At 38.3% G+C, this 20,732-nt stretch carries 27 protein-coding genes; 25 read left to right on the forward strand and 2 right to left on the reverse strand.

Annotated elements, in window-relative coordinates:
- Positions 1 to 241: 241 nt before the first annotated feature.
- Complete coding sequence (locus tag ACHABW_RS20300; RefSeq protein ID WP_435758025.1) at positions 242 to 1,096, forward strand: DegV family protein; 855 nt, start codon at positions 242 to 244, stop codon at positions 1,094 to 1,096.
- Between the two features lie 12 nt (positions 1,097 to 1,108).
- On the opposite strand, the gene ACHABW_RS20305 is transcribed toward ACHABW_RS20300, so the two are convergent.
- Positions 1,109 to 1,261, reverse strand: coding sequence for a hypothetical protein (locus tag ACHABW_RS20305; protein WP_435758027.1), 153 nt, complete (start codon positions 1,259 to 1,261; stop codon positions 1,109 to 1,111).
- A 132-nt stretch (positions 1,262 to 1,393) separates the two neighbouring features.
- On the opposite strand from ACHABW_RS20305, the gene ACHABW_RS20310 reads away from it, so the two are divergent.
- The 20 genes from ACHABW_RS20310 (at position 1,394) to ACHABW_RS20405 (ending at position 17,353) form a co-directional block, all read left to right on the forward strand.
- Positions 1,394 to 2,971, forward strand: coding sequence for a DEAD/DEAH box helicase (locus tag ACHABW_RS20310; RefSeq protein ID WP_435758029.1), 1,578 nt, complete (start codon positions 1,394 to 1,396; stop codon positions 2,969 to 2,971).
- Between the two features lie 22 nt (positions 2,972 to 2,993).
- Positions 2,994 to 3,779, forward strand: coding sequence for a ComF family protein (locus ACHABW_RS20315; protein WP_435758031.1), 786 nt, complete (start codon positions 2,994 to 2,996; stop codon positions 3,777 to 3,779).
- Positions 3,780 to 3,859: 80 nt separating this feature from the next.
- The gene (locus tag ACHABW_RS20320; protein ID WP_435758033.1) at positions 3,860 to 4,294 is read left to right on the forward strand and encodes a TIGR03826 family flagellar region protein; all 435 of its coding nucleotides are present in this window, start codon (positions 3,860 to 3,862) and stop codon (positions 4,292 to 4,294) included.
- A gap of 274 nt (positions 4,295 to 4,568) precedes the next feature.
- Positions 4,569 to 4,826 (forward strand): flagellar biosynthesis anti-sigma factor FlgM, encoded by a 258-nt coding sequence (gene flgM / locus ACHABW_RS20325; protein WP_435758035.1) that lies wholly within the window; start codon positions 4,569 to 4,571, stop codon positions 4,824 to 4,826.
- A gap of 23 nt (positions 4,827 to 4,849) precedes the next feature.
- Positions 4,850 to 5,347, forward strand: coding sequence for a flagellar protein FlgN (locus ACHABW_RS20330; protein ID WP_435758037.1), 498 nt, complete (start codon positions 4,850 to 4,852; stop codon positions 5,345 to 5,347).
- A gap of 336 nt (positions 5,348 to 5,683) precedes the next feature.
- Positions 5,684 to 7,261, forward strand: a complete 1,578-nt coding sequence (gene flgK, locus ACHABW_RS20335; RefSeq protein WP_435758039.1) for a flagellar hook-associated protein FlgK — start codon at positions 5,684 to 5,686, stop codon at positions 7,259 to 7,261.
- A gap of 22 nt (positions 7,262 to 7,283) precedes the next feature.
- The gene (flgL, locus tag ACHABW_RS20340) at positions 7,284 to 8,171 is read left to right on the forward strand and encodes a flagellar hook-associated protein FlgL (protein WP_435758041.1); all 888 of its coding nucleotides are present in this window, start codon (positions 7,284 to 7,286) and stop codon (positions 8,169 to 8,171) included.
- A 47-nt stretch (positions 8,172 to 8,218) separates the two neighbouring features.
- A complete protein-coding gene (locus ACHABW_RS20345; protein ID WP_435758043.1) occupies positions 8,219 to 8,800 on the forward strand; it encodes a DUF6470 family protein in 582 nt (193 codons plus the stop codon).
- Positions 8,801 to 9,009: 209 nt separating this feature from the next.
- Entirely contained in the window at positions 9,010 to 9,462 is a 453-nt protein-coding gene (gene fliW, locus ACHABW_RS20350) for a flagellar assembly protein FliW (RefSeq protein ID WP_435758045.1), read from the forward strand.
- 3 nt (positions 9,463 to 9,465) lie between these two features.
- Positions 9,466 to 9,696 carry a carbon storage regulator CsrA gene (gene csrA, locus ACHABW_RS20355; protein WP_435758047.1) on the forward strand — a complete coding sequence of 77 codons (231 nt, stop codon included), beginning with the start codon at positions 9,466 to 9,468 and terminating at the stop codon, positions 9,694 to 9,696.
- Between the two features lie 346 nt (positions 9,697 to 10,042).
- The gene (locus ACHABW_RS20360) at positions 10,043 to 10,741 is read left to right on the forward strand and encodes a response regulator transcription factor (RefSeq protein WP_435758049.1); all 699 of its coding nucleotides are present in this window, start codon (positions 10,043 to 10,045) and stop codon (positions 10,739 to 10,741) included.
- 716 nt (positions 10,742 to 11,457) lie between these two features.
- Positions 11,458 to 12,696 carry a flagellin gene (locus tag ACHABW_RS20365; protein WP_435758051.1) on the forward strand — a complete coding sequence of 413 codons (1,239 nt, stop codon included), beginning with the start codon at positions 11,458 to 11,460 and terminating at the stop codon, positions 12,694 to 12,696.
- A gap of 115 nt (positions 12,697 to 12,811) precedes the next feature.
- Positions 12,812 to 13,738 (forward strand): DUF2971 domain-containing protein, encoded by a 927-nt coding sequence (locus ACHABW_RS20370; protein ID WP_435758053.1) that lies wholly within the window; start codon positions 12,812 to 12,814, stop codon positions 13,736 to 13,738.
- 123 nt (positions 13,739 to 13,861) lie between these two features.
- Positions 13,862 to 14,233 (forward strand): hypothetical protein, encoded by a 372-nt coding sequence (locus ACHABW_RS20375; protein ID WP_435758055.1) that lies wholly within the window; start codon positions 13,862 to 13,864, stop codon positions 14,231 to 14,233.
- A gap of 5 nt (positions 14,234 to 14,238) precedes the next feature.
- Positions 14,239 to 14,451 (forward strand): YjfB family protein, encoded by a 213-nt coding sequence (locus ACHABW_RS20380; RefSeq protein WP_435758057.1) that lies wholly within the window; start codon positions 14,239 to 14,241, stop codon positions 14,449 to 14,451.
- Between the two features lie 158 nt (positions 14,452 to 14,609).
- Complete coding sequence (locus tag ACHABW_RS20385) at positions 14,610 to 14,894, forward strand: hypothetical protein (RefSeq protein ID WP_435758059.1); 285 nt, start codon at positions 14,610 to 14,612, stop codon at positions 14,892 to 14,894.
- 116 nt (positions 14,895 to 15,010) lie between these two features.
- Positions 15,011 to 15,523: a JAB domain-containing protein gene (locus ACHABW_RS20390; protein ID WP_435758061.1), complete on the forward strand. Its 513-nt coding sequence runs from the start codon at positions 15,011 to 15,013 to the stop codon at positions 15,521 to 15,523.
- Positions 15,516 to 15,872: a hypothetical protein gene (locus ACHABW_RS20395; RefSeq protein ID WP_435758063.1), complete on the forward strand. Its 357-nt coding sequence runs from the start codon at positions 15,516 to 15,518 to the stop codon at positions 15,870 to 15,872. The genes ACHABW_RS20390 and ACHABW_RS20395 overlap by 8 nt, the downstream gene beginning before the upstream one ends.
- A 237-nt stretch (positions 15,873 to 16,109) precedes the next feature.
- Positions 16,110 to 17,009 (forward strand): tyrosine-type recombinase/integrase, encoded by a 900-nt coding sequence (locus tag ACHABW_RS20400; RefSeq protein WP_435758065.1) that lies wholly within the window; start codon positions 16,110 to 16,112, stop codon positions 17,007 to 17,009.
- Positions 17,010 to 17,047: 38 nt separating this feature from the next.
- The gene (locus ACHABW_RS20405; RefSeq protein WP_435758067.1) at positions 17,048 to 17,353 is read left to right on the forward strand and encodes a DUF960 family protein; all 306 of its coding nucleotides are present in this window, start codon (positions 17,048 to 17,050) and stop codon (positions 17,351 to 17,353) included.
- Positions 17,354 to 17,568: 215 nt separating this feature from the next.
- On the opposite strand, the gene ACHABW_RS20410 is transcribed toward ACHABW_RS20405, so the two are convergent.
- Entirely contained in the window at positions 17,569 to 18,039 is a 471-nt protein-coding gene (locus ACHABW_RS20410) for a hypothetical protein (protein ID WP_435758069.1), read from the reverse strand.
- A 532-nt stretch (positions 18,040 to 18,571) separates the two neighbouring features.
- Between ACHABW_RS20410 and ACHABW_RS20415 the strand changes: the two genes are divergently transcribed.
- The 4 genes from ACHABW_RS20415 (at position 18,572) to ACHABW_RS20430 (ending at position 20,708) form a co-directional block, all read left to right on the forward strand.
- Positions 18,572 to 18,979 carry a hypothetical protein gene (locus tag ACHABW_RS20415; protein WP_435758070.1) on the forward strand — a complete coding sequence of 136 codons (408 nt, stop codon included), beginning with the start codon at positions 18,572 to 18,574 and terminating at the stop codon, positions 18,977 to 18,979.
- 53 nt (positions 18,980 to 19,032) lie between these two features.
- On the forward strand, positions 19,033 to 19,410 hold the full coding sequence (locus ACHABW_RS20420) for a hypothetical protein (RefSeq protein WP_435758072.1): 378 nt from the start codon (positions 19,033 to 19,035) through the stop codon (positions 19,408 to 19,410).
- A gap of 441 nt (positions 19,411 to 19,851) precedes the next feature.
- Positions 19,852 to 20,277, forward strand: coding sequence for a hypothetical protein (locus tag ACHABW_RS20425; protein WP_435758074.1), 426 nt, complete (start codon positions 19,852 to 19,854; stop codon positions 20,275 to 20,277).
- Positions 20,277 to 20,708 carry a hypothetical protein gene (locus ACHABW_RS20430; RefSeq protein ID WP_435758076.1) on the forward strand — a complete coding sequence of 144 codons (432 nt, stop codon included), beginning with the start codon at positions 20,277 to 20,279 and terminating at the stop codon, positions 20,706 to 20,708. Before ACHABW_RS20425 ends, ACHABW_RS20430 begins: the two co-directional genes overlap by 1 nt.
- The last annotated feature ends 24 nt before the right edge of the window (positions 20,709 to 20,732 follow it).

A 20,732-nucleotide genomic window follows, 5' to 3' on the forward strand; every position in this document is an offset into this window, starting at 1 on the left:
TAAAAGATTGAACCAAAAAAGACCCCGAAAAGACCTTGAAAGAAAATGAACCTGAAAAAGTGGTCGAATCCTAAGAGGTTTGCAGAGTATATGAAGATAAGCGTAGACAATGGGACCTGTCAGTTGATAGTATAAGTATAATGCTTCAAATATGACAGATGTCATTTTTAACAAGATAAAAAAGACGGCTTTGCCGTTTTTATTAATGAAATTTAGAAAAGAGAGAAGTGAGCAAACCTAAATGAGTAAAATAGCTATAGTTACAGATAGCACCGCATACATACCAAAAGAATTACGGGAAGAACATCACATAACTATGGTACCCCTAGATGTTAACTTCGGTGAAGAAACGTATAAAGAAGAATGGGAAATTACCACGGAAGAATTTTATGCGAAAATGAAACAAGTCGAAAAACTTCCGACAACCTCGCAACCAGCCATCGGTCTATTCGAAGAAAAATTCCAAGAGCTAGCAGAAAATCACGAGGAAATCATCGTCATTACGCTTTCAAGTGGGATAAGTGGGACACATCAAACAGCACTTGCAGCTGGAAACATGACTGAGGATGTAGAGGTTCATTTGTTTGATTCGGAAGTAAGCTGTATGGTGCAAGGCTTTTATGTTCTGGCTGCGGCAAAAATGGCGGAACAAAATTACAGTTCAAAGGAGATACTTGATCATTTATACGACATGAAAAACAACATACAAGCTTATTTTATCGCGGATGATCTCAATCACTTGCATCGTGGAGGTCGATTAAATGGCGCGCAATTATTTGTAGGCAGTCTCTTGAAGATAAAACCTGTGCTTCATTTTAAAGACAAAATTATTGTTCCGTATGAAAAGGTTCGTACGGCTAAAAAGGCGTTAGTAAGGATATATTCGATATTAGATAAGGATGCGGAAAATGGAGATCCTCTTGATATCACGGTGATTCATGGAAATTGTCCTGATAAGGCAGCTGTTATTGCGGAAGAATTGCAGGCGAAATATCCGAATTCGAATGTTTCTATTAGTTATTTCGGGCCGGTCATCGGTACTCATTTAGGTGAAGGCAGTCTTGGTATAGGTTGGGTTGATTCGCGGATAAAATAGAAGATTTGCGTTTTAATTAGACCCTTTTAATACGATATTGATTTTCTTATAGAAGGTTGTTATCACTGGGAAAGGAAGTGCTTGAATTCGCTCTAGGTGGACGTTTTCAGCGGGAGTCGCCACCTTCGCTTCTTCAAGCTGTTTTCTTGGTATAAAGCTTTCCACAGATTCAATCTTCTTTTAAAAAATAATTTTACAGATCCTTTTAATGAAGTATACTAAAACTATAAATGATCAAATGTTTATCTTCTACGCTATCACCCCACCCCATACAATCCCATAAAGGAGGCGTATCCTATGCGTTTTTATGTTTTACCTCTCTCCGAATCCACTTTGAAAAATCACAAGTATGCTGTGTATTTACCTCATGATCCTCAAGGGTTCGCTTATTGGCTTATTCCTGAACAACTACTTGAACCCATGGCAGAATTGCCTCTCACTCGACTATCCGACTATGAAACTGACATCGCAGATCCCCAAGTAAATCAAACGTTTATCCCTAATCCAAACTTGGAAGCAATGTTACGGGGGGGGCGATTACTTTTAGATGAAGTAACTGCAATATTTTCGCTGCAGGAGATTCATGAGCATGTTTGCCACGGTTATATTCACTATTCTTCTGGCATAGTTCCGCAATCTCGCAAATTAGCATGTTCACGCTGTGGAACTTCGGATCCTTTTCTTGTAGCTCAGTTTGAATGTGCTAGGTGTAATGACATGTGTACGTATTGTCGCAGTTGCATTATGATGGGCCGCGTCAGCTCGTGTACACCTTTTCTTACTTGGCATGCGATGCAACAGTTAAATGATATGAAAATGCCTCGGCTCGGCTGGCAAGGGGAACTATCACCAGCCCAGAAAAAAGCAGCGGATGCGCTTGTGAAACAGGTCAACACACCGCTTACAGAAAACCATTCGTTCCTGACCTGGGCAGTTTGTGGCGCAGGAAAAACGGAAATGCTGTTCCCGGCTATTTTGGCAGGTCTTGAAGCCCACAAACCCGTTCTAATCGCGACTCCCCGGACAGATGTTGTTTTAGAACTGTTACCAAGACTTCGGGCAGCTTTTCCTAATACGGTTGTGGAAGGTTTTTATGGCGGGGCGGATGACCGCTATGCCAAAGCCCAGCTTTTGATTGCTACGACCCACCAACTACTCCGTTACCATGATTATTTTCCGATTGTGATTATTGATGAAGTCGATGCGTTTCCATTTAGCTATGATGAAAAACTTCATTTTGCCGTGAAAAAAGCAAGCTTGACTCCTAGTTTGACAATCTATTTAACGGCCACCCCTCCAAAAGAATTAAAAAGCGCAGCCGAAAACGGAAAAATTCCTCATGTAAAGGTACCAAGAAGGTATCACGGTCATCCCCTTCCTGTCCCAAAACTGATGTGGATTGGAAACTGGATGAAAAACCTTCAACGAAAAAAGAAGCTCCCTTACCATCTCCTCCATTGGATTAAGCACACCCTAGAACAACAAAAACAAATATTTTTATTTTTACCAAGAATTGATCTCCAACCTGCTGTAATCGCAGCACTTCGCTACGTTTTTCCAGAGGTAAGTACCGATTCGGTATACGCCAATGATGAAGAACGACGAGAGAAAGTCATGCGTTTTAGGGAGGGGAATATTCGCATTTTAGTAACAACCACGATATTGGAAAGAGGAGTCACAGTGAAAGGAGTTCAAGTAGGTGTGTTAGGCGCAGAAGACCGGATTTTTACAGAATCAGCGCTCGTGCAAATTGCCGGACGGGTCGGACGAAGTGCGGATGAGCCAACAGGAGATATCATCTTTTTTCATCATGGCAAAACGATAGCGATGGTCGAGGCGATAAGACACATAAAAGCAATGAATCAAGAATACTAACGAGAGTGAGGCGTTAATTAGGATGCATTGGCGAGAACATGTACAAGCAAATAATCGATGTGTGTATTGCCTCGAACGGTTCCACGAGGATGTGAGTTGGTCGTGGATGTTGGGGATCACACAAGAAAGTATTCTCTGCCCTGATTGTGCAGAAAAGTTGGAGCGAATTACTGATATCAGCTGTGAAATGTGCGGCCGGCCTGCTTTAAGCAAGGAAGAATCTCGTCATGCCAGCTTTAAAGCTGAGCCGGAAAAACAGTGTCAAGATTGCCTTCTATGGAAGGAAAAAGGGGGAGCTATGCCTGTGCAACATCGGGCATTATACGCGTATACACCTTTTCTGCAAGAAGTAATTGCCCGGTTTAAGTATCGAGGAGATGCTGAGATTGCACGTTTATTTTCTGGTGACTTGAAAAAAGCAAGTCGGGAGCTAGGGCATATAGACATTGTGACAGTGATTCCCTTAATGGAGGAAAGGTTATGGGAACGAGGTTTCAATCAAGGACTTTTGCTTGCAGAAAAGTTTCCATGCGTGGAATTATTGGAACGGACTGGAGCGGCGGAGAAACAAAGTAAACGTCATCGGCAAGCTAGAATAGAAGCTTTGGATGGCGTCTTTCAATTGACTGAAAAAGGAATGAATGTGTCCTTTGATGGTAAGCGAATCCTCCTCATTGATGATATTTATACAACCGGGGCGACACTGCATGCTGCAGCAAGTGTTTTCTATACAAACGGAGCAAAAGAAGTATTTGGTCTTACAGTAGCTCGAGCGACAGGAAGTTTGAAAAAAACATTCAACTCTTAGCGAAATATGTCGATATATAAGAAAAGTGAAAACTGGCTTGGTCATCGACGTAAGAGCTGGAGTAAAGAGGAGTGTTTAATATGGCGGAATTGGTCAATTGTCCAAACTGTGGAAAGCTTTATGTGAAGGCATTGCGCTCGGTTTGTGATGTGTGTGCACGAGAAGTAGAAAACAAGTTTGATATTGTTTATAAATTTATTCGCAGACGAGAGAATCGAAAAGCAACATTAGACGAAGTGGTTGAGGGGACAGAGGTCGAAAAAGATATGATTGTTCGATTTATCCGCGAAGGACGACTTCATGTCTCACAATTTCCTAATCTAGGATACCCATGTTCAAAATGTGGAAAAAATATCAAAGAGGGTAAGCTTTGCGGGGATTGTACGGACGGATTTAGTCGTGATCTTGAAGCAGGAGACCGACAAAAAGCGTATGAGAAAAGAAAAGAGGATCGAGAAAAGGCGAAGTATCAAACCTACTCATCCATGAGCGACCGCTTCAACCGTAATCGATAAAATTATAATGAAAAGCGTTCATAATATGGACGCTTTTTTATTTGGAAAAAAATGGCGGGTCTGACCCCTTTTAAAAGGAAATGAGTGATTTTGTGGTAAAATAGACTATTGTTAAATGTTTTTTTGACTGAATAGTAAAGATTGACGGGGAATAACCGATATAGTTAGTAGAGGTTATAAAAGGTGTAAGTGGCGGTGACTTCGGTCAGTGCTGTATACCTTACCATAGGAGAATACCCCTATTCATTAATAGGATTGAAGGAGGTGCGTAACCATGAAAATAAATCCGATGCATTCCGTAAAAGCGTATCAGAAGAGTCAAGAAGTCCAAGAGCGCCAAAAAAAGGACCAAGTTAAAAAGCAGGATCAAGTGGAAATTTCACCTGAAGCAAAAAAACTGGCTAATACACCTGGAATTTCTGCGGATCGAATGGAACGCGTACAAGAAGTAAAAGAGCAAGTTAACAACGGCACGTATAAAGTGAACCCTGAAGAGGTAGCGAAGAAGCTTTATGATTTTTGGAATAAATAAACCGAAACGAGGTGTTTGATGTGGTGCAGGAGCTTATCCAAATTTTCCAGGCAATGACGGTTGTTCATGAACGTTTTAATGAGCAGGCTTTAAAAAAAGAGGAAGTCATTAAAAAAGGGGATATGGCTGGTCTTGACCAAGTTTTAAAGGATGAATCCGCATTGATTCAGCACCTCCGAAAGCTTGAAAATACGCGGCAACATCTTATTCAGCAATGGATGGATGAAAAGGGACTGGTGAAAGAGAACGTAACGATGGATCAACTACTTCCTCTCTTACCTGAAAAAGAGCGGGAGGATTTGAGTCATTGGCAAAACCGGTTAGTCATTGAGATTCAGAAACTTAAAGAGCAAAATGAGCTGAACCGTCAAATGTTAGAGGATTCGTTGCGCTTTGTGAACCTTTCCCTTGATGCCATGCATCCGCAGAATCAATTCTCCAGTTATTCTGGTACTGGGGAAAATGAAGATAAGGATGATTTCGATCCGGATAAACGGTCGTTGTTTGATTCAAAAGTATAACTAGGCGTTTTTCTTATACAGAGTGGCTCGAATCCGCTTTAGGTGGACGCTTTCCGCGGGCAATGCTTCAGCCTCCTCGGGAAAAGGACCCTGTGGGGTCTTCAGCTATTGCTTATCCCGCTGGAGTCGCCTCCTTCACTACTTCGAGCTTTTAAAATATTTAGGATTAGAAACTAATTTAAACAGAAGATGCTACGCGTTTTGTATAGAGAAGGCAACTACCTTCAAGCCGCACGTAGCAAGGAAGACCACCTTGCTACTTAAAGGATGGCGGCAGTAGCTAACGTTGTATTTAATAAAAATCCGCTATGCGGTTTTTAATAAGGAGAGAATAGGATGCTTTCGACATTTCATGGGCTAGAAACTGCTCGCCGTGCTTTGAGCACGCATCAATCAGCATTACATACAACAGGGCACAATATTGCAAATGCAAATACACCAGGCTATTCCAGACAGCGTGTGAACTTCACGCAAACGGAAGCTTTTCCGAACCCAGCGTTTAACAAGCCAGGTATTCCTGGACAATTGGGAACGGGTGTGAAAGCTGGAGAAATTCAACGTGTGCGTGAAGAGTTTTTGGATCAGCAATTTCGCGGAGAAAACAATAAACATGGTTATTGGGAGACTCGGCAAAAGTCGCTGGAAAAAGTGGAAGACGTGATGAATGAATTAACGGGAAACGGTATTTCGAATGTCATGGATGAGTTTTGGAAGTCTATGCAGGATCTTGCTGGCAGCCCTGAAGATGCAGGGGCTCGTTCCGTTGTTCGTCAATCAGGAATAGCTGTAGCAGATACATTTAACTATACGTACGAATCATTGGAAGCTATTCAACGTGATTATGGAAAACAAATTGGTGTAGAGCAAAATCAAATGAATTCGACTCTGAATCAAATAAATGAATTAAACAAACAGATTGCTTCTGTGGAACCTCATGGTTATTTACCGAATGATCTTTACGATAAACGGGATGTACTCGTTGATGAGTTGTCTCAATTTGTGAATATTAGTGTCGACCGAGTCCCGAGCGGCGGCCAGTCAAAAGCAATGGCTGACGGGAAGTACACAATTTCATTATTAGACCGAAATGGACAAGATACTGGAATTACGTTAGTAGATAGCGAAACAGCGGAATATAACCCTATAGAGGTGCAATTTGCTGACGGAGAAGGCGAATCCGGACTTGTAACAGGAATTACTTTTACAAATGATAATACCACTATCCCATTTTCTGACTTCAATTCTCCGGGATCTCTCATGGCGATGGTCCAAGGATTTGGGTATGAAGATGCAAATGGCGAGCAAGCTGGTATTTATCCTGAGATGATGCGAGACTTGGATCAGATGGTTGCAACATTTGTTGAGGCATTTAATCAACAGCATCAAGAGGGAATCAGCCTTTCGGAAATAGAGGGGAATAGTGCAGGAGGAGTTAACTTCTTTGCCTATTCAGATGAATACAATGGTGACGTCCAAGGAGCGGCGAAGTATTTGAGAGTTTCAGACGAAATCCTGGCTAGTCGAAACAACATCGCCGCAGCTCAGAATGTTGGTGAGAATGGAGCTCGCGTAGGTTTTGCTGGTGATGGCGGGAACGCATTAAATTTAGCGGATGTAAAAGATGCCTCTCTTAATTTTGGTGGGGACTTGACGAATGTAAACAGTTTCTTTCAAGGTGTGATCGGTGAAATGGCGGTTTCAACAAAAGAAGCTGGCAGATTAACGGATAACTCGGCTTCGTTACGAGATTCTGTTCATGCAAATCGCCAATCGGTAAGTAGTGTATCGCTAGATGAAGAAATGACAAATATGATTCAGTTTCAACATGCTTATAATGCAGCGGCTCGCAATATAACGATGGTAGATGAAATGCTAGATCGCATCATTAACGGAATGGGCGTCGGTGGTCGATAATACTATAAAGTAGGTGAAAGAGATGCGTGTGACACAATCAATGATGGCGAATAGTTCCCTTCGCCATTTAGGGAATAGCTTCGAGAGTTTGAAAAACTATTCCGATCAATTATCGACCGGAAAGAAAATATCCCGGCCTTCACAGGACCCGGTTGTAGCCATGAATGGTATGCGGTATCGTACGCAAGTCGCTGAAACGGAACAGTTTAAGCGTAACTTATCGGAAGCGTATAACTGGATGGACACAGCGGATTCAACGCTTGGTCAGTCAACAGATGCCTTGCAACGAGTTCGAGAACTAACGGTTCAGGCGTCAAATGATTCCTATGAAGAAACACAACGGGCAAATATCGCCAAAGAAGTCACGCAGCTTCGTGAGCACTTGGAATCTATGGCAAATACTCGCTCTAATAATAAATATATTTTTAATGGAACAGATACAACGAATCCTCCCGTCAGCGTGGATGGTGCAGGGAATTATACTGTCTCTGATAACGAACAAAATGTAGAAATTGAGCTCTTAAAGGGTGTAAAGGTACCAGTTAATATCCGACCGCAAAACGTTTATTCAGAAGAACTATTCCAGGATATCCAAGAGCTGGAGAATGCTTTGAACGACGAGAACACAACGGCAGAGGACTTATCAGCCATGCTCGATGTGCTTGATGGGCATATTAACAACACTGTCAATGAAAGAGCAGAGCTTGGTGCCCGTATGAACCGAGTCGAGATGATGGACTCGAGGATTCAGGAACAAGAAGTAATCGCAAAACGGATTATGTCTGATAATGAAGATGCTGAAATTGAGCAAGTCATTACAAAATTGTTGGCGCAGGAGAATGTACACCGAGCAGCACTTTCTTCCACTTCGAAAATTATCCAACCTTCGCTTATGGATTTCTTGAGGTAATTTAGAAGGATGATCCAAACAAAAAACGAAAGAAGGGGGCTTCTTGCATGGATCTTGCACGTATTCAAATTCAAACACAAGATGCCGTTACTGGTATGCAACAGCAAAGGCCTCCTCTTTCGATAAAGCAGCGTCCGGCTGATATGCAGATTGAGCAAGAGCTGGGAAGCACGCTAAGTATTAGTACGACTGCTTCTAAGCTTTACATTGATCAAACAGAAGCTTTCGCTGATGCAAATTTGAAAAGCATTTTTAGAAGGAATGAGGAATTTGTTGCTAAAGCGCAACAAACTGCTTCTCAATACGTGGCAAAAACAGCTCAGCAAGGTGAAATGTTGAAAAAGATTGAAAATGGCACAAATGCGATTCCACAAATTGCTCAACAAAACGGAACACGGGAACCGAAGCAATACAATCTTGCCATGGTACCAGAGCATATGGGGAAGGTTAAGATCGACTTTCAACCTGCAGAGGTAAGTATTCAATCCAATTGGCAAAAACCAAAGATTCACGTACAAAAAAATGAACCGGAGATTACCGTCCCACGTTGGGAAACAAACATCTACGTTCAGCAAAAAAATTCCATTCAATTTGATGTCATTGGTGGATCGGTGAATAGACAACTTTAAATGAAAATTTATTCACTTTCTATAAAACCTGCCGAGTGCTTAGGTAACTCACAGGTTTTTTGTGTATGAAAGAGCTATGTAGGGAAGAGGAAAATATCTAGTATTTATCCTTATGAGTGAAATCAAAAAAATTCTACATATTTCCTTAATTTTACCAAGACAATGTCGACAGGAATCGATATACTATAACTAAGTGAGGAGTGATTTAATTGAATATCAAAACCAAGTATTCAGGTGATGCCGAGATCAAAGAAGAAAATATAATAAATTTTGAACAAGGGATCCCAAGTTTTGAAACGGAGAAGGAATTTATCTTACTTCCTTTTAGTGAAGAACCTAGTGCCTTTTATATTTTACAATCGATACATACAGCGGGATTAGCTTTAGTTGTGATGACACCGTTTTCATTTTTTCCTGACTATACGGCGAAGCTTTCGGATCAGACGATTGAAGCCCTTCAGATAGAAAAAGAAGAGGATGTTGCCTTGTTTGTTGTCCTGACGCTGCGAGACACGTTGGAAGCATCGACAGCAAATTTGCGAGGACCTATCGTCATTAATAGTGCTGTTCAACAAGGGAAACAAATCGTATTAAATGAATCAAATTACCATACGAAGCACAACCTGAAAGCATTGGAAGCTTCGGGAAAAAAGGAGGGCTAGGAGATGCTTGTTCTCACTAGAAAGCTTAATGAATCAATTAAGATTGGTGATGATGTTGAGGTTACCGTAATTGGGATAGAAGGAGATCAAGTAAAGCTTGGGATAAATGCACCGAGAAATATTGATATCCATCGAAAAGAAATCTACCTCGCTATCCAGGAAGAAAACACTGCAGCAGCAGCTGGCTCTATAGATGTTTTAAAACAGTTACAAACATTTACGAAACCAAAGTAACTGCACGTTTCGTTGTTCTATTTAGTGGAAAATTTTTTTAAGAGAAAGTATAAAATGACAGCTATCTTTACGCCACACGCGTCAAGAGAAGTTCGCCCCTGATGCTTAAGTGATGGTGGCTTTAAAGATGACGCTGTATTTAATAAAAGACGGCTATGCCGTTTTTCTACTTAAGAACTATAAATATAGATAAACTTGTAAACTAGTATCGTTATTTCTCTTAGTAGCTCTTAAATAAGGTTCCAAAACAATAAAAGTCCTACATGTCGAAAGACTATCGAATCTTGTCTAAGAGTGATTACATAGTTAGGGTTGAGAGTAGATATTAAGGAGAGGTGATCTGCACGTGCTGAATTCTTTAGAATCCGTTACAAAAAAACATAAAGTTCTCTTTATCGATTACGACGAATGTTTGACTGGAACATTGATTCAGCAGGTAGAAGAGATCACAAACGATAAAGATGTCATTATAGATTACACCTATCCGACTGGCCTGGACGATATCCGTTATATATTCTTTTTAATCGATGAATATCGATTGGATAGTATGCAATGGATCGAATCGATGCTGGAAAAACCAACGATGGTGGACCCATATGTTGTGATCATGACAAAAGAAAAACCTAAACAGTCTCTTTTTCAATATTTAAATCACGAAATGAATGGGATTATTTCGCTTGACTACTTTTTGAATCACGGGCAAAGAGTGATGGAGACACTTGATGAATACCATGTTTTCTTGGAGCAGTCGCTGCATCAAGACCTCATAAACGATATCCAGAAAAAAAAGCTGAAGGATCGACCAATAAATCGACTTGTATTAAGAGAAGAAGAAATGGAGCTTCCATTAAATTCAAATGAAAAAAGAGTACTTCAACATATATTAGACGGGCATAATAACAAGAAAATTTCCGAGCTCATGTATTTAGCACCATCAACTGTTAGTACAGTCATTAGCCATCTGCTCAAGAAATTAGGAGCCAATGACAGAACGGATGCCATGGTGAATATTATTCGTAGAGGCTGGGTAGATGCAGTTAGGTAGAAGAAGATAGTGAAAAACTTTTGCCTCTTTTTCTAAGGTAATGACCGAATTCTTTTACTTTTGACGTGACTTTTCTTTAAAGAACAAAGCAGAACCTTTCATTCTAGGTTCTGCTTTGCTCGGATACTAGGTGTCACCACTCAGTGAATAGATTACTAACTTGAACCTCACGTTTCATTTGTTTTTCTACATAAAGCTACGATTGAGCGAGATTACTAAATAATCCATCTGTCGGGAACACTTCTCTTAATTCATTTCTTTCTCCCCATTTTTCTTTTATTGCCTGCAATTCTACCATTTGATAACTAATGTATATCTACTTACACATATCATATCCCGTTCAGTGTATTTACTCTTACACTATTTTATTGGAGATAATTATGTCGGTTTAAGTAAAAAATGTAGTTTAGTTATGGGCAATTGTATAATTTGTTAGAGAGTTTAATAGAGGATGGACTATGTCATTATCCGCTGAAACAACTTGAAAGAATGTTTAATGAGTTTATCTAATGGTAATAACTCTCCTCATTATATAAAGAAAAGAAAAAAGTTTTAAATTTTTTTCTTCTTTTGCTAAACATCTTTCGTCAGCATCCGATAATACTATTGTAAGGCGAGAAGGACTAGGGCGGCCGACCTTTTTCCTTCGAAGCCAAAACAGAAACTTCCACTCACAAGGATGTGAACAGGAAGCAAACTCAAGGAGGAATTTTATTATGATTATCAACAATAACATCCCAGCGATGAATACTCATCGTCAAATGGGAATCAACCAAAATGCAATGCAATCTTCAATGGAGAAGCTATCTTCAGGTATGCGTATCAACAAAGCTGGGGACGATGCAGCAGGTCTTGCAATTTCCGAGAAGATGCGTGCACAGATCAATGGTCTTGATCAAGCAAGCCGTAATGCTCAGGATGGTATTTCCATGATTCAAACTGCTGAAGGTGGATTAGACGAAACTCACTCAATCCTTCAAAGAATGCGTGAACTTTCCGTTCAGTCTGCCAACGATACAAACGTAGCAGTAGACCGTGAAGAGCTTCAAAAAGAAGTTGATCAGCTTGCCGCTGAAATCACACGTATTGGTGATAACACAGAGTTTAATACTCAAAACCTTCTTGACGGTTCGTTAGATAATAAGTTCCAAATTGGTGCTAATGAAGGTCAGAACCTTAATCTTGCAATAGATGATATGAGAGGTCTAGAGCTTGGTATCGCAGGGGATGCTTCATTTGACGTAACAGGAACTTACGCTGCTAATACTACACCGGCTATTGTTGATGGGAATTATACAGCAGTAGAAAATGATGCAGGCACTCATGACCTTGTTAATGACGCGGGAGATGTGGTTGCAAATAGCACAGATGGAGGATTAACATATACGGGTGCAGGTGCTGCTGATGATACGCTGACTTTTTCCCAAGGGGTCACATCAGGTGAAGTTGTAGTTGCCGCAGCTGGTGGTTCTACTGGTACAGCTTCTTTTGCTGGGCTTGAGACAGGTGATTACACTGTTGATGGCAATGATATTTTAAATTCTGATGGAGAAGTTGCTGCATCTTTTGTTACCGACGGTTATTATATTGATGGTGTAAAAGCTTTAGCTGCTTCAGCTGTATTCACTGATAAAACAGAGGTTAGTGTAGGCGGCATCGATATTTCATCGCAGGAAAGTGCAAATGCTGCAATCACAACGATCAACGATGCGATTGAGAATGTTTCTGCAGAGCGTTCTAAACTCGGTGCTACTCAAAACCGTTTAGAGCACACAATCTCTAACTTAGATAACTCTTCTGAGAACCTATCAGCTGCGGAATCTCGTGTCCGTGACGTTGATATGGCTAAAGAGATGATGGAAATGACAAAAGCAAACGTTCTTTCCCAAGCTTCTCAGTCTATGTTAGCTCAAGCAAATCAACAACCACAATCAGTACTACAATTACTTGGTTAATACTTATGACCAGCTTAGAGGCTCTAGTGAATATGCTAGAGTCTCTTTATTTTATTTATAATATTTTTTAGTCTAACTAGATAGAAAACTGGTAAGTTGGAAATGAGGAAGTACAATGAGTGTAAAATTAGAGGAATTATTGATAAAAACATTTTGGGAAGATATAGGACCAAAAATAAGACCAGAAGGTATTCCGGAAAAGATGTATCATTATACTAGCATAGAAGGACTTATGGGGATTATAAAAAATAAGAAGCTTTGGATGACAAAAAGTGATTTTTTAAATGACTCCATGGAAGTGATATATATAACAAATATTATTGATGAATCCTTAGATATCTTTTCTGAACTACTAATAAAAGAGTATGGAAAAGGTATAAAAGAAAATGATTATTATAAAACTATGTTAGAAAAATTTACGGAGGCGGTTGATTCAAGATTTGTAAATGTCCAAGAATTAATAGAAATCTATGTTTTATCTTTGTCTGAAAAAGGAGATTCATTAACTTTGTGGGGGAATTATGCAAAAGGTGATGGGTATAATATAGGTTTTGACTCAAAGTCATTATTAGACGATTTTCACGATGAAAATGATGATTTCTTTATAGTTTATGGAAATGTTATTTATGACCGTGAAGAACAGATTGAAATGCTAGCAAGTTCACTTATCAAAACATTTAAGAACATTAATTCCCAAGAACCAGAGTTAATAGAGCTAGAAAGTAAATTACTACCTTATTATAAATCAGTAATAATATCTTATTCAATATTTTTTAAGCATGATTCATTTAAGGCTGAAGAAGAATTCAGGGTTGTTGCAACAATTCAAGATAAAGCAGATGTGGAATTTAGAAGTAATAATGGAGTGATAACTCCATATATAGATCAGGAGTTTAAAAAGTTACCAATAAGAGAAATCACTATTGGTCCTAAAAATAATAGTGATATTGCTGAAAAAGGTGTGAATTTTTACATCGAAAGGTTAGGAGAAGATATAGAAGATATAACTGTAAAAAAATCAAATGTCCCGCTAAGGTATTAATATAATTAATGATCTCCCTTTAGGAACGAATCCGAGCCTATCACCATTCAATTTTTGTAGTTTTATGTCGATAGAATGAGAGATACGCAGTAAAATATACATACATAGAAAGCAGTGATCCATATGGAAAAGCATCTTGATGTCATGAAACAGAGTTTACAGTTGTCAGAGACGGTTTTAGAAGGATTAACACATGTACAAAAGCAGCTTAATGAAAAGAAATACCCTGAGGCAATGCAATTGATGGATGATGTCGTTGGTGGATTTGCATCAATTGAGAATTCAATCGGTCCTGTTTTTGAGGAAATGAATGATACGGAGTTAGTAGAAGTACACATTGGGAAGGTTCGTGAAAGTCTAGAGCGAGTAGTAACATCCCTTGAAGATCATTCCTATGGCACAGTCCAAGAGATCCTACAGTTCACGCTCATTCCAAACGTGAAGAAGTTGAAAGCAGAAATGGAAACGTTGTTTGAACCGTATCTCGTTTCTTAATTCTGATGGAAAGAAGGTGTTACGATCGATATTGCCGCACTAGCGATGGCGATGAGTCAAGGAGAAGTGAAACAGCAGGCATCGGTTTCGATGATGAAGAAAGTGATGGGGGTCAACAAAGTGAAGCTCTGGACAAGTTGATCGATTCAGCGAATGTGCAAAAAATGGAGCAAGCAACTCAGCCACATCTCGGTGGAAGTATTGACGTGAAAAAATAATAGGGTGACTAGTGGAGCAGCCTGTGTGGTTGCTTTTTTTCTTTCTTCTAAAATGGAACAAACGTATCTATAAATATATATTATTACCTTAGATAGTAGTATTTTGCTCTAATTCCTTCCGAGGGATTAGGGCTATTCTAATTTTAGGAGGGAAGTATATGCCTGTCGTATCAGTAGAACGAGATATAGAAGTAGGAAAAAGGTTTTTTATATCACCTAGTCATGGATTCTTTGGAATAGAGGATGGAGTTATCGAAGTAATAGAGTTATGCAAGTACGAAGAATTGGTAAAGGAGGATCCAAATGTACAAACTCTAGTAGATAATGATCTTAGCTTAGTGACTTCTACCTGGGTGGTATTTGGATATGTAAATAGTAAAGTGGATGATATTTGGTATCCGTTACCTTTAGAGTTATTTGCTGAACACATAAGTGTTTTATAGATTTCGAAAAAATATAATTTGATTGACTATACATCTAACTTACAAAATAATAACTGTAAAAACCCTTACTTCCACTTATGGGAGTAAGGGCTATTTGACTTTAGGAGGAAAATAACATGAAAAAGTATGATTACACTGAACAGTTACCGTTGCCATTTGTAGATGTAGTGAAGGAGGTAAAAGAGCAGCCAGCTAAGAGAGTGAACATTGTGAGTGTCAAGTTGGTTCGAGAAGCAAGCTTGTTGTATAAGAACCGAAGAATTGCTAGTCCGAGTGATGCTTGGGAGTTGTTTAAGGAATATTTAGATGGTGTTGATCGAGAGCATTTTGTTGTAATGGCACTGGACACAAAAAATCAACCGACAGCGATTCACACGTGCCACATAGGAAGTCTAAATGCGAGTATTGTTCACCCTAGGGAAATTATGAAAATAGGAGTGTTAAGTAATGCTGCGTCACTCATTCTTGGACATAATCATCCGTCTAATAATCCAGAACCAAGTCAAGAAGACATCGATGTAACCAAAAGATTAATAGAAGCAGGCAAGATGATGGGCATTGAGATATTGGATCATGTCATCGTTTGTGATGAATCGTTTGTATCATTAAAGGAAAAAGGCTATGTGTAAGTTAACCATGGGGGAAGCAGAAGAATTATTTGTAACATATTTGATGAGTCAAGTGATGTTTTCAAAGCAAGAGTTAACATCTCTCACATGGGAAGCTAACATGTTTTCACAAGAGGAAGTAGACGAAGAAATGTTTCCGCCTCATTTGCTGGAAACTTTACCCGATACGTTTCTGCTTTCTTGTGCAATGGAAGTAGATGAAGAGAATCTGAATTGGTTGTTTAGCATTGTAGAACGTGGAGATGACGATGGCTACATTGGATGGGCAATCTGTCAGGACATTAATCTAGGAAGCCCGCCTGTTTGGATTCGTCATGATGGAACTGTTTTGGAAATGGAAGGAGAATGAAAGGGAGTCACGACAAAACTAACCGGAATCTTACGACAAAACTTTTCTAAGCGAAGTAGGGAAGGATCAAACACAGTCATACCAAGAAAAGCTGTCGATTCTGGATAGGGAAATCTCACGCCATAATTATATAACTGTCGTGAGAATGGAAGGATGATCAAAAATGATAGTTGTATGGACGTATTATAAAACAAATAGAATCGGTAAAAAGCCATTGGTGCATGAAACACAGCATCAATGGCTTTTTATATTGGAGGTAAATCAAACTTGGATATTGAGGCATTTGAACAATGGCTATTTGAAGATGGGAAAGCTTTTAAAACTATAGAATCCTATGTTAATGATGTCCATGGATTCAAAGTATATCTGAATGAAAAGTCAAAAGACATACCAGTCCTAGCGCGCTTCACCTTCGTAAGGTATAAGGAACACTTAATGAAAGAGCATTATGCTGTTTCAACGATCAACAAGAAGATAAATAGTTTAAAAGTATACAACGACTTCTTATTAATGAAAGGAACAGTAAGTGATACCTACATTGAATTGAAACGTGATCAAATTAAAATAGCTGCTGGTAGCGAAAGAACGGTGGATGCTCTTTCAGAGGAACAAGTAGAAAAGCTACTCTTTTATGTTGAAAACAAAAACAAAGTCAGCTTACGCAATAAGTTGATTGTATACCTATTGCTGTATACAGGTGTTCGAGTGAGTGAATTAGTCGGTATCCAATTGGAAGATATCGATTATCTCACTAGCAATCTAAACGTTATCGGAAAAGGCGGAAAGCGACGCGAAATCGGGCTTAGAAAGGACGTCCTACAATTAGTAAGGGAGTACAGAAATGAAGAGCGTTCAATGTCTGCATTCTGCGACAGTCCGCATTTACTAGTAAGTCAGCGTGCAGAAAAGATGCATCGCGATGCGGTGAGAGACTGGTTAGCTAATGTCGGAAAGGATATTGGATTCAAATTGCATCCGCATATTTTTCGACATAGTTTTTGTAAAAGATTGCTAAAAAAGGGGGTAGATATAACTACAGTAAGTAAGTTGGTAGGACATTCAACAGTGAACATGACAGCGAAGTTCTATATTCAAACAACACGACAAGAAAAACAAGATGCAGTGGACAAACTGTAATCGTAATTGATGATTATAAAAGGAAAGAAGGTAACTTTATGTTTGACGATCCAAGTAAGCGATATATGACAAAGAGTCTCGCAGAAAAAATCCATCCAGAAATTGCAATGCATCTGTGGAATTTTATTGATAAGGAACGAAAGGCTGGAAGAGAGATTGACTACTTACAAGTATTTGAGTTAACGGTCATAAAAGAAACGCAATCGGTATTGCATCGTCAAGAACAGCCATCATATAAGGAACAGTGGATTATTGATTTGAAGAATACTGAGCCAATCACAACTACTATTTGGTGCATCGACGACGGTCAGACACAAATGATGATGTTTCCAGAAGATTACTAACCGATGGAAGGGTGACTGCAATGGTAGATAAGAAGATAATCGAAGAAATCATAATCGAAGTAGTTGGAGCTATTTTGAAGGTGATATCGAAAAAGGGATAAGTAAAACAAGAGTATGCGTGGCAATGAGGATTAATATAATAGTAAAACATGAAAAATAAAAGATGGGTGCAAGTAATAGACTGTCAGCCATCCTTTCTTTTTTTAAAATATAACTCAGTTGTTTTCTAAGAATGCAAAAAAATCTTTAGTGGCAGCATTCAAGTTAATTAGCATCACCAAATTATCAATCCCAATTGTTAAATCAATGATTATACCAGGGAAAGCTTTTTGGAGGTGAAAAGCATAACCAGATGCTTTTCCCTCTTTCGTTTTCAAATAGCAATAGGACACTTTTTCATAAAAAGTCGGGGATATTTCTTTCATCATAGACTCTAATTCATACTTGTGCAATTCTTGTATAGCTTCTTCTGAGATCTTATAAGGTTGGTTTTTTTCCTTTTCATTTAAATTTAAGGAACGCAAGTCTCGACTAATGGTAGCTTGTGTACTTTGTATACCTTGTTGATTAAGTTCTTCTATAATAGATGAATGTGTGTAAAAATCTTCTGATTGAATGATTTCTGAGATTTTCTTTTGTCTTAATTTTTTCGGCGAAATCCCTTTCTGAGTTCCTTCTTTTTTCATTATGTGACCAATTCTCCTTTAATAACCAAATTTTTCACTAAAAAATTCAATTTATTTTCGGTGCATTTTTAATTTTTAATATACAGGAGCAGTTTGTTATTAAGTCTAGACGGCTGAATAAACGTATTCACTAAGCCTACTAGTATTATAAACTTAATTATACAAATTATCAATAATTATTGAATAATTTAATGAATAATAATTAAATTTATGAATAATTTATTTGATTAACCCCTTTATATAAGCTTTTTAGTAGTTGACTGTTGAATAATATTTTTATATATTTGGTAAGTGTTAAGCAAAGAAATAAAGATGCAAAGAAAAGACAGAGGAGATGAATGTAATGAAATACAAGAACGAGCAGTTGCAAAAAATGTATGCCCATCGAGAAGCGTTAATCACTACTTAAAACACTACCCAACAAGGAGGAAGTAAATATGGAAAAAATGGCTTAGATGAAATCTAATGAAAAACAATGCAAGAGACTCAAGAAGCTAGGCACCAATGACAACTAAAATTAGGAGGGAAAAAAATGAAATTCAATACAGAAGTAGATCATTACAATGTGGGGATAACTTTTGATGTGCCTGAAAATACAGGATGGGTAAATAGTTACTATTTCAGAAATTGCTTAGTTACATTCGACTTAAGCCAATTGGAGGGAAAAACATCTTCAGAAAATAAAGAGCAACTAGAAAAAAAAATAAGGGATTTATACACAGACATAGCAATGGAGGGTACATTTTATGAAACTTCTAACATTCTTGTTTACTCGATTAAACCAAAGAAATTAAAGGGATTCCGCTATATTGAAGTATTTGAACCTGTGGTAGTAGGTCATGTCAAATACCTTATAGGTCCATTGAAAGAACAATCAGAAACGTTTAAGAATGCTGTAAGCTTTGAATTAGAGATTGATGCCATTCATGGATACTACTAAGCTTCGGTTTAAGAAGAACCACTTACATTCATATTCTTTTAGGGGGATTAAGCATGCTAACAACTACGGTAAATAACCAAGAAGTTCATATTCAATCTGATTTTCCAGAGGGTTACCTAGAGTCAGGAAGTTTCTTTCATTACTATTCAATAAAAGTAGACCTTACATCTTTTCAAAATCAAAAAGAAGTAAAAGAAGTAACACAAGAAATTATGTCGGTTTTAGGTGAAGATTGTGAATTACAAATCTTGAATGGACAGCTTCTATGTAAATGTAAAAATCCAAAAATGACTACAATCTTACACTGTCACATGTTGGGGAGGGGTGTTGAAGAGAAGGTGAGTGAGATACAGGAGAGATTAAAAGGGATAAAAATTCCTTATGTAATCGAACTTGGACTCACTAGTTTAAATTTCTATATTATGGAATGAAGGAGCACTTGACAATGCTTTACTAAATACAAGTTTTAGGTCATCAAATAAAAGCATCATAGCCTTTAGGGGGCTATGATGCTTGAAAAATAATTGATTTTCGTATTTTTTTATAAAGTTTCTCGTAACCTAAATTTTTTAAACACAAGGAGGTCATTAAAATATGAGTAAATGTCTAAATATATATTATGTTATTGAACGTATTTTGATTAAGCTTTTATTTATACATGGAAAAAACAGTAGATTCTATTCTCTTTTGCCCAGAAATCAACCTTCTGTAGCATCAGTAGCGTTCAAAATTACCAAATAAAGAAAAGCTTTTTAACGCTATGTTGGTACTGCTGCTACATGGTGAAAAAGGGGAACGCAAGATGAAACGTATGAATGTGAAAAAGACAACCAGCTTAAACGAACTAACTAAAATTAGAGGAGATGAATAAAATGAACAAAATCCTTCCATTGATTGTCAAGAACAAACCAGCTGCAAAAATGACCAGTAAGGCAGAGGCAGGAACGGTCATCCTTTTCGGATGTCAGAGTACAACGTACCAGTTAATGCTTGAAAGAGAAGAAGAAGTGTTTAAAATAGTGGATTTTCTTCATGCTAATCAAGAAAATCAGGGCATTGAAGGTATTGAAATCCTGACTGTGAGTGAATTCTATCACATTAAGGTATCGTATTTCGAAGGACAAAAATATTCATCTTTCGATGATTTGAAAGCTGCTATTCTATCAGACGAATTCTTCTTGGATTTAGAGACAGGGATTCACCTTTCACCACAAGATATCTCCTTTACCTATACCATGGAAGTTCACCAGGTTCCTTTCGGTGAAGGTGATTGCGTTCCGTTTGGAGATGATTATTAATGATGAAAGGGAATGAGAGTTTACTAGATGTAAAGACTTTTAAAGGATCAACACATCCTGATTCAACACGTGCGAATGGGGGAGGTGGATTTTCTCTCATCTACTCGAACAATGGAAAACGAGCCGTCTTGAATGCGAGCTTTCTCGACATGCTTTCTCATCCAACCACTGTTCAATTTGCGTATAGCGATGATGTCCTTGCAATCGGGACTTACTTAGATGAAAGGAACACCAATTATACACTAAGAAAAAGTGGCAAAAATGGAGCGATATATAATGCTGCTCTTGTGAAAGAATTGATAGATCAATATGAGCTTGATTTCTCTGAACGGACATCACTAACTTTCCCTATTATGAAAACACAAGAACTAGACAACGAAGTAATTGTTTTTATAAACATGAAACCAGAAGTTGAGTTAATAGATGGTTAAAAAGCTAGTCAAACAGAATGCTGA

It is taken from the genome of Salipaludibacillus sp. CF4.18, from assembly GCF_051262595.1.
Taxonomy (GTDB): Bacteria; Bacillota; Bacilli; order Bacillales; family Salisediminibacteriaceae; genus Salipaludibacillus; species Salipaludibacillus neizhouensis.

Bases quoted from the DNA above. Each gene is read 5' to 3' on its own strand.
- ACHABW_RS20300 (WP_435758025.1), top strand. From the start codon at position 242: ATGAGTAAAATAGCTATAGTTACAGATAGCACCGCATACATACCAAAA.
- ACHABW_RS20310 (WP_435758029.1), top strand. From the start codon at position 1,394: ATGCGTTTTTATGTTTTACCTCTCTCCGAATCCACTTTGAAAAATCAC.
- ACHABW_RS20315 (WP_435758031.1), top strand. From the start codon at position 2,994: ATGCATTGGCGAGAACATGTACAAGCAAATAATCGATGTGTGTATTGC.
- ACHABW_RS20320 (WP_435758033.1), top strand. From the start codon at position 3,860: ATGGCGGAATTGGTCAATTGTCCAAACTGTGGAAAGCTTTATGTGAAG.
- flgM (WP_435758035.1), top strand. From the start codon at position 4,569: ATGAAAATAAATCCGATGCATTCCGTAAAAGCGTATCAGAAGAGTCAA.
- flgK (WP_435758039.1), top strand. From the start codon at position 5,684: ATGCTTTCGACATTTCATGGGCTAGAAACTGCTCGCCGTGCTTTGAGC.
- flgL (WP_435758041.1), top strand. From the start codon at position 7,284: ATGCGTGTGACACAATCAATGATGGCGAATAGTTCCCTTCGCCATTTA.
- ACHABW_RS20345 (WP_435758043.1), top strand. From the start codon at position 8,219: ATGGATCTTGCACGTATTCAAATTCAAACACAAGATGCCGTTACTGGT.
- csrA (WP_435758047.1), top strand. From the start codon at position 9,466: ATGCTTGTTCTCACTAGAAAGCTTAATGAATCAATTAAGATTGGTGAT.
- ACHABW_RS20365 (WP_435758051.1), top strand. From the start codon at position 11,458: ATGATTATCAACAATAACATCCCAGCGATGAATACTCATCGTCAAATG.
- ACHABW_RS20370 (WP_435758053.1), top strand. From the start codon at position 12,812: ATGAGTGTAAAATTAGAGGAATTATTGATAAAAACATTTTGGGAAGAT.
- ACHABW_RS20375 (WP_435758055.1), top strand. From the start codon at position 13,862: ATGGAAAAGCATCTTGATGTCATGAAACAGAGTTTACAGTTGTCAGAG.
- ACHABW_RS20380 (WP_435758057.1), top strand. From the start codon at position 14,239: ATGGAAAGAAGGTGTTACGATCGATATTGCCGCACTAGCGATGGCGAT.
- ACHABW_RS20385 (WP_435758059.1), top strand. From the start codon at position 14,610: ATGCCTGTCGTATCAGTAGAACGAGATATAGAAGTAGGAAAAAGGTTT.
- ACHABW_RS20390 (WP_435758061.1), top strand. From the start codon at position 15,011: ATGAAAAAGTATGATTACACTGAACAGTTACCGTTGCCATTTGTAGAT.
- ACHABW_RS20395 (WP_435758063.1), top strand. From the start codon at position 15,516: ATGTGTAAGTTAACCATGGGGGAAGCAGAAGAATTATTTGTAACATAT.
- ACHABW_RS20400 (WP_435758065.1), top strand. From the start codon at position 16,110: ATGGCTTTTTATATTGGAGGTAAATCAAACTTGGATATTGAGGCATTT.
- ACHABW_RS20405 (WP_435758067.1), top strand. From the start codon at position 17,048: ATGTTTGACGATCCAAGTAAGCGATATATGACAAAGAGTCTCGCAGAA.
- ACHABW_RS20410 (WP_435758069.1), bottom strand. From the start codon at position 18,039: ATGAAAAAAGAAGGAACTCAGAAAGGGATTTCGCCGAAAAAATTAAGA.
- ACHABW_RS20415 (WP_435758070.1), top strand. From the start codon at position 18,572: ATGAAATTCAATACAGAAGTAGATCATTACAATGTGGGGATAACTTTT.
- ACHABW_RS20420 (WP_435758072.1), top strand. From the start codon at position 19,033: ATGCTAACAACTACGGTAAATAACCAAGAAGTTCATATTCAATCTGAT.
- ACHABW_RS20425 (WP_435758074.1), top strand. From the start codon at position 19,852: ATGAACAAAATCCTTCCATTGATTGTCAAGAACAAACCAGCTGCAAAA.
- ACHABW_RS20430 (WP_435758076.1), top strand. From the start codon at position 20,277: ATGATGAAAGGGAATGAGAGTTTACTAGATGTAAAGACTTTTAAAGGA.